General features: G+C 68.6%; 1 protein-coding gene. It reads left to right on the top strand.

Going from position 1 to position 507, the window contains the following annotated elements; genetic code table 11:
* Positions 1-507, top strand: a 507-nt coding sequence (locus tag ACDELDRAFT_RS23490; RefSeq protein WP_005802080.1) for an ABC transporter permease, incomplete at both ends; no start/stop codon positions are given.

Here is a 507-nt window from a genome sequence, read left to right as displayed (position 1 = left end):
CCGCGCTGGGCGGCCTTTCGCGCCTGCTGGCGCCCTATGGGGGCCGCGATGCCCGGGGCCGCGAAGACCAGGCATCGCACGCCATGCTGGACAACGAAATCAAAGAGCAGCGCGTGATGGGCACCCTGCTGCCGGCCATCTTTCTGGCCGTGGCGGCCTTTTTGCTGCACGTGGTGCTGTCGCGCCTGGTGGCCACGCAGCGTGAGCAGATCGCCGCGCTCAAGGCGCTGGGTTACGCCAATGCCGCCATTGCCGCGCACTACCTCAAGCTGGTGTCGGTGATCGTGGTGGTGGGGCTGGCGCTGGGGGTGGCGCTGGGCAACTGGCTGGGCACGATGCTGACCGGGCTGTATGCCGAGTTTTTCTTCTTTCCCGTGTTCGAGCACCGCATTGCTCCGTGGCTGATTCTGGTGGGCGCAGGTGTGACGGGCACCACGGCCCTGCTGGGCACGCTCAGCGCCATCGGCGCCACCGTGCGTCTGGCACCGGCCGAGGCCATGCGCCCGC

The sequence above is a fragment of the Acidovorax delafieldii 2AN genome (assembly GCF_000175235.1).
Classification (GTDB): domain Bacteria; phylum Pseudomonadota; class Gammaproteobacteria; order Burkholderiales; family Burkholderiaceae_C; genus Acidovorax; species Acidovorax delafieldii_B.
The sequence above is the reverse complement of the archived record's forward strand: the minus strand, read 5'-3'. Positions and strand labels throughout refer to the sequence as shown.